At 35.5% G+C, this 4,738-nt stretch carries 5 protein-coding genes; all 5 read left to right on the plus strand.

Features of this window, described 5'->3' with window-relative positions; all coding sequences use genetic code 11:
- Window positions 1-801, plus strand: an 801-nt coding sequence (locus LDB17_RS12570; RefSeq protein WP_393925053.1) for a DUF4876 domain-containing protein, incomplete at its 5' end; no start/stop codon positions are given.
- 12 nt (window positions 802-813) lie between these two features.
- Entirely contained in the window at window positions 814-2,427 is a 1,614-nt protein-coding gene (locus tag LDB17_RS12575; protein ID WP_252637481.1) for a DUF6850 family outer membrane beta-barrel protein, read from the plus strand.
- A 49-nt stretch (window positions 2,428-2,476) separates the two neighbouring features.
- Complete coding sequence (locus LDB17_RS12580) at window positions 2,477-3,352, plus strand: ABC transporter ATP-binding protein (RefSeq protein WP_252637479.1); 876 nt, start codon at window positions 2,477-2,479, stop codon at window positions 3,350-3,352.
- 23 nt (window positions 3,353-3,375) lie between these two features.
- Window positions 3,376-4,047, plus strand: a complete 672-nt coding sequence (locus LDB17_RS12585; RefSeq protein ID WP_252637477.1) for a hypothetical protein — start codon at window positions 3,376-3,378, stop codon at window positions 4,045-4,047.
- 30 nt (window positions 4,048-4,077) lie between these two features.
- On the plus strand, window positions 4,078-4,738 hold a 661-nt coding region (locus LDB17_RS12590), incomplete at its 3' end, for a DUF4857 domain-containing protein (protein WP_393925054.1).

A 4,738-nucleotide genomic window follows, 5' to 3' on the forward strand; every position in this document is an offset into this window, starting at 1 on the left:
AATTTTACATCTGCTAATAAATACTATTCGAACGGAAAGCTTTCGTACGAGGCAGAAGGATGGGTTCCGGCAGGAGCAGCTATCTGGTATTTTAAGAATCCGGTAAAAATAGCATCCGGTAAGCAAATTGTAATTGCATTAAAAAATGCAGTAGACAATACTACAACCTATAGTAATTCGGTAAATTTAGCGAACTCTGAATATTATTGTACATACGATATCTCGGGACAATATACAAATACGACATCTTATCCTTCTCCGGCTTCTGTTATTCCTACAAGTCATTACTTGTCAGCATCTGTTTATGGAGCGGGTAATGCATGGCCTCTAAGTACTATATCTCCAACATTCTTCATCTTTAATACACAAGGAACAACTCCGGCAGCATTTGCCAGTGATGCAACAAAAAGAGAAGATTATTTCGGAAGTACGGCTTTAGTAAGCTTAAAGGTTCCGGTAGAATGGATTCTTGATGGTGTAGAAATAAAAGGACAAGGAGTTGATGGGGTTAAGCGACTAACCTCTACAGTTGATGCGGGCTATGTAACAATGATTAATGGTTTTGGGTACTCAGTATACCGTAATGTAGATAAAGAAGCAACGGAAGCTGTTGAAAGTAATGCAGGGAAATTGGTTTATAATTATTCATTGGGAACAATCGATCAACAAGATGGAACAACCGATCCAAGTACAATCGATGCCGAAGCTTCAATTAAAAATGGTGCACGCATTATATATAAAGATACCAATAATTCAACAAACGATTTTCATCAACGTAAGAAAGCTTCCCTGAAAGATTAATACACAAAAATAATGACTAAAAAAGTACATAATATAACGATTCTTTTGCTTCTAGTTGGATTTTGTATACCCAAAAAGCTAATTGCGCAATACGAAAAAACAGGATGGGAAAGTTATGAGTATGTACAAGAATCAAATCCCTGGCTGTATTCTGATAATGCAGCCGGGCTTCATTCTATTACTATCGACAATCTCTCTTATGCCGAAGCTTATTTTAATAAGAAAAATGGTAAGTTAAGAAACTACTTTCAGTCTGATAATAGTTTCCAATCTGGAGCAGATGTGAAATCTTTATATCGATTAAATTCCAAAACAGTATTTTATGGAAATGTAAATTATAGCCATTTTGAAGGCAAAAATATGGGGGGTGCTACCTTTATTGATCCTTATGTAAGCCCATTCAACATCGTAGAATATGCAGATAGTACGCAGGGGAAAAAGGCGTTGGATATATATCATCTGATAGGGGCATTTAGTACGGAACTTGCGAGAGGATTTAATGTAGGAACAAAATTAGATTATAAAACTTCTAATTATGCAAAATTTAAAGATCTTCGTCATGAAAACAGAGAAATGGACTTGATACTCACATTAGGAGCTGCTTACCGGATATCTCCATTTTGGGAAGCTGGTATTAATTATACATATCGACGTAGGATCGAAGAAATACGTTTTCAATCATATGGGAATACCGATCAACAGTTTAACTCATTGATAGACTTTGGTGTTTTTTATGGGCATCAGGTACGATTCAGTAAAAGTGATAGTTATACAGAGGCTAATACTCGCAAACCTCTATTTGAAGAGTTTCAAGGAGCATCCCTTCAATTAAATTTTACATTGTCTCCTAACATATTATTTTTTAATGAATTGACTTTGAAGTGGAGAGACGGATATTATGGTAAGCGTGGCACATCGTCTGTCGTATATACAGAACATACTTCTAAAATAAATGAGTATCGGGGTAATTTGACATTGCTAAATAGTAACGATCGCCACATACTCTCATTTAATATAAGTAGAGAATTGCTCAAGAACTATGAAAATTCATATCAAGATAGTACGCTACCCAATGGAACTACGGTGATTGACTATTCGAGCCAAGAAGAGATGTTGAATAAGAAAATCTGGAAATTTAGTGCTGGGTATACGGCATATCTTGGCGTAAAAGATTATTCTCCTATATGGATATTGAAGATTAATGGAGAAGCAAATAATATGAAGCAAACTGTTTCTATTTATCCGAATTACCGCAAACAAGATATAAATCAATGGAGTGTAGGAATGTCAGCGAGTCGTAATATTCTAAAATCATTAAATCAGTATAGTTTAACTCTTGGATTCGGTTATATTTCAGGAGGAGGTAACGAAAAGAAAGATGGGGCTTATGATTCTTCCACTCAAGGATCTACCTCTGTTAGTTTAGATCGTTATATCTACCGGGAATTCGAATATCTGACGACAGACCGTGTCCGAGGAAATGTAAGTTTTCGTTATTCAAGACTTTTTCCAGGCAAGATAAAAGGGTATGCACAATTTAATTATGCTTTGACAAATGCCTTTTCTACCAAATACATTGGTAAAACTTTTAATGAGCTGGCTCTATCGGTAGGAGTTGGCTTTTAATAAATAGAATAAGGAATCACTAAGAACAACTATCATAAAAGAACCAATTATGGATACAATTATTCAGTGTGACAAAATAACACACTATTATGGAACAAAACTTATCTACCAAGACTTGAGTTTTGAAGTCAAGAAAGGCAAGATATTAGGATTGCTCGGAAAAAATGGAACGGGAAAGACCACAATTATAAATATCCTCAACGGATATCTACGTCCACAAGCAGGTGTGTGTCGAATTTTTGGTGAAGAAATGGACCACTTTACGCCACAGACCAAAGCTCGTATAGGCCTTTTGCTCGAAGGACATATACAGCATACGTATTTTAATGTTGTACAAATAGAGAAATTCTATAGTAGTTTTTTCCCAAATTGGAACAGAGATGCGTATTATGAATTGCTGAAAAAACTACAGGTAACTAAAACTCAGAAGATAAGTACGATGTCTTGCGGGCAACGTTCTCAAGTAGCTCTCGGATTACTATTTGCGCAAAATCCCGATTTGCTGATTCTCGACGATTTCTCTATGGGATTAGATCCCGGCTATCGCCGCTTGTTTATCGAATATCTGAAAGAATATGCGACAGCCGAAGATAAAACGATTTTCCTTACATCCCATATAATACAAGATATGGAAATGCTTATTGATGATTGTATTATTCTCGATTATGGTAAAATATTACTTCACCAACCTACAAGTTACATCATGAATCAATTTAAACGCTATCGCTTTACAGCCAAGACTGAAGAGATAGGTGCTTTAGATGGATTATGGAATACAGAAAAGATCGGATCGTTCTGGGAAACTTATTCCTTTGACGGAATAGGAGCTGTGAATCAAAAATTAGCACCTTTTGCTGTTGCTGAGGTAAAAGAGGAAGCTTTGACATTAGAGGACGCTTTTATAGGTTTGACAGGTAAATATTAATAAGAAACAGAATACAAATAGATATGATACAAGCTCTTTTATTTAAAGAATGGATTAAAACCCGACGTGTGGTTACCTTAATTGGAATTATCTTCGTTGCTCTGATTATTTACACACTCATAAACACAGGACAACAATTTCGTCTTGGAGGTGCTGTACAAATTTGGTCGACAGTGATACTTAAAGATATGCCTATTCTCCCCGGATTTGCACAATGGATTCCTCTTTTGGCTGGTCTTTTATTAGGTGTTTCTCAATTTGCCCCTGAAATGCATGACAAGCGTCTTAAATTGACTTTGCATTTACCTATGTTAGAAACAAAAATTATGTCTGTCTTACTCTTTTTGGGAATAGGCATCTTGTTGTTTATCTTTTTGTTAAGCTATCTAGTCTTATCGTTTTCTTTTTCTTTCTATTATCCTTCAGAAATTATAAAAGCAATGATATGGGCAAACTTACCATATTTGCTTGCTGGTATTTTTGGATACTTATTCGCTGCATGGATAAGCCTTGAACCCATATGGCGTCAACGAATAGGATATACATTGGCCTCTATTGGCTTTCTTTCTTTCCTATTCATCCGCTCCGTTTCAGGAGCCTACATGCCATTTATGCCATATCTTGTAGTTTTAATGGTTCTTTGCTTTTTCTTTCCCTTCTATTCTATGTATCGGTTTAAAGATGGGGCACAATAACGGAATATTAATTGATAGAAAGTTACAGAAATGAAGTTTAAAAATATTATTTATATAATCATACTGTTGTTCATAACCTTAATAGGAATGTGGGTAATTCCTGCTTTGGTAAATAAAGCAACATATAACTCTGACCAATATCCTTTTGCCTATTACAGTACAATACTGAAAGATATTGGCTTAATAGATTACAAAAACAAAAAGTTCCCGATGCAAGATTTGAAGGGGAACAAATATAATACAGCGCAGTTCGACTCCCTCATGCCAATGTTGAATTATCGTCAGTTGATGACTGATGGGAAATTGCCGGATAGTATCAATGGGCAAAAAATAACCCCGCAGTTACTCCGATCTAAATCTGTTGTTTATAAATACAAGCCTTCAGATATAAATACTCCTGTCAATGGGCTTTATATTTTATTAGAAACTATGCCTAAGCGTGTAGGATTAGAAATTCCGAACGATGTGTTTCGTCTTAAAAATAACATTGAGTTTATAGATGCACAAACCAATACATTGGAAGTTGAAAAAAGTAGGCTTTTTCAACAGGCTCTGGACAAAGAAGGGTTTCAGTATCCCGCCCAATGGCTTATAGGAAATCCAAATCCACGTAAGCCTTACGATGAAGGATATTTTGTGTTGGATGCTAACAATCAATTATTCCATATGAAGATGGTTAACAATCGTCCTT

Source organism: Dysgonomonas sp. Shenzhen-Wh21 (genome assembly GCF_043392705.1).
GTDB lineage: Bacteria > Bacteroidota > Bacteroidia > Bacteroidales > Dysgonomonadaceae > Dysgonomonas.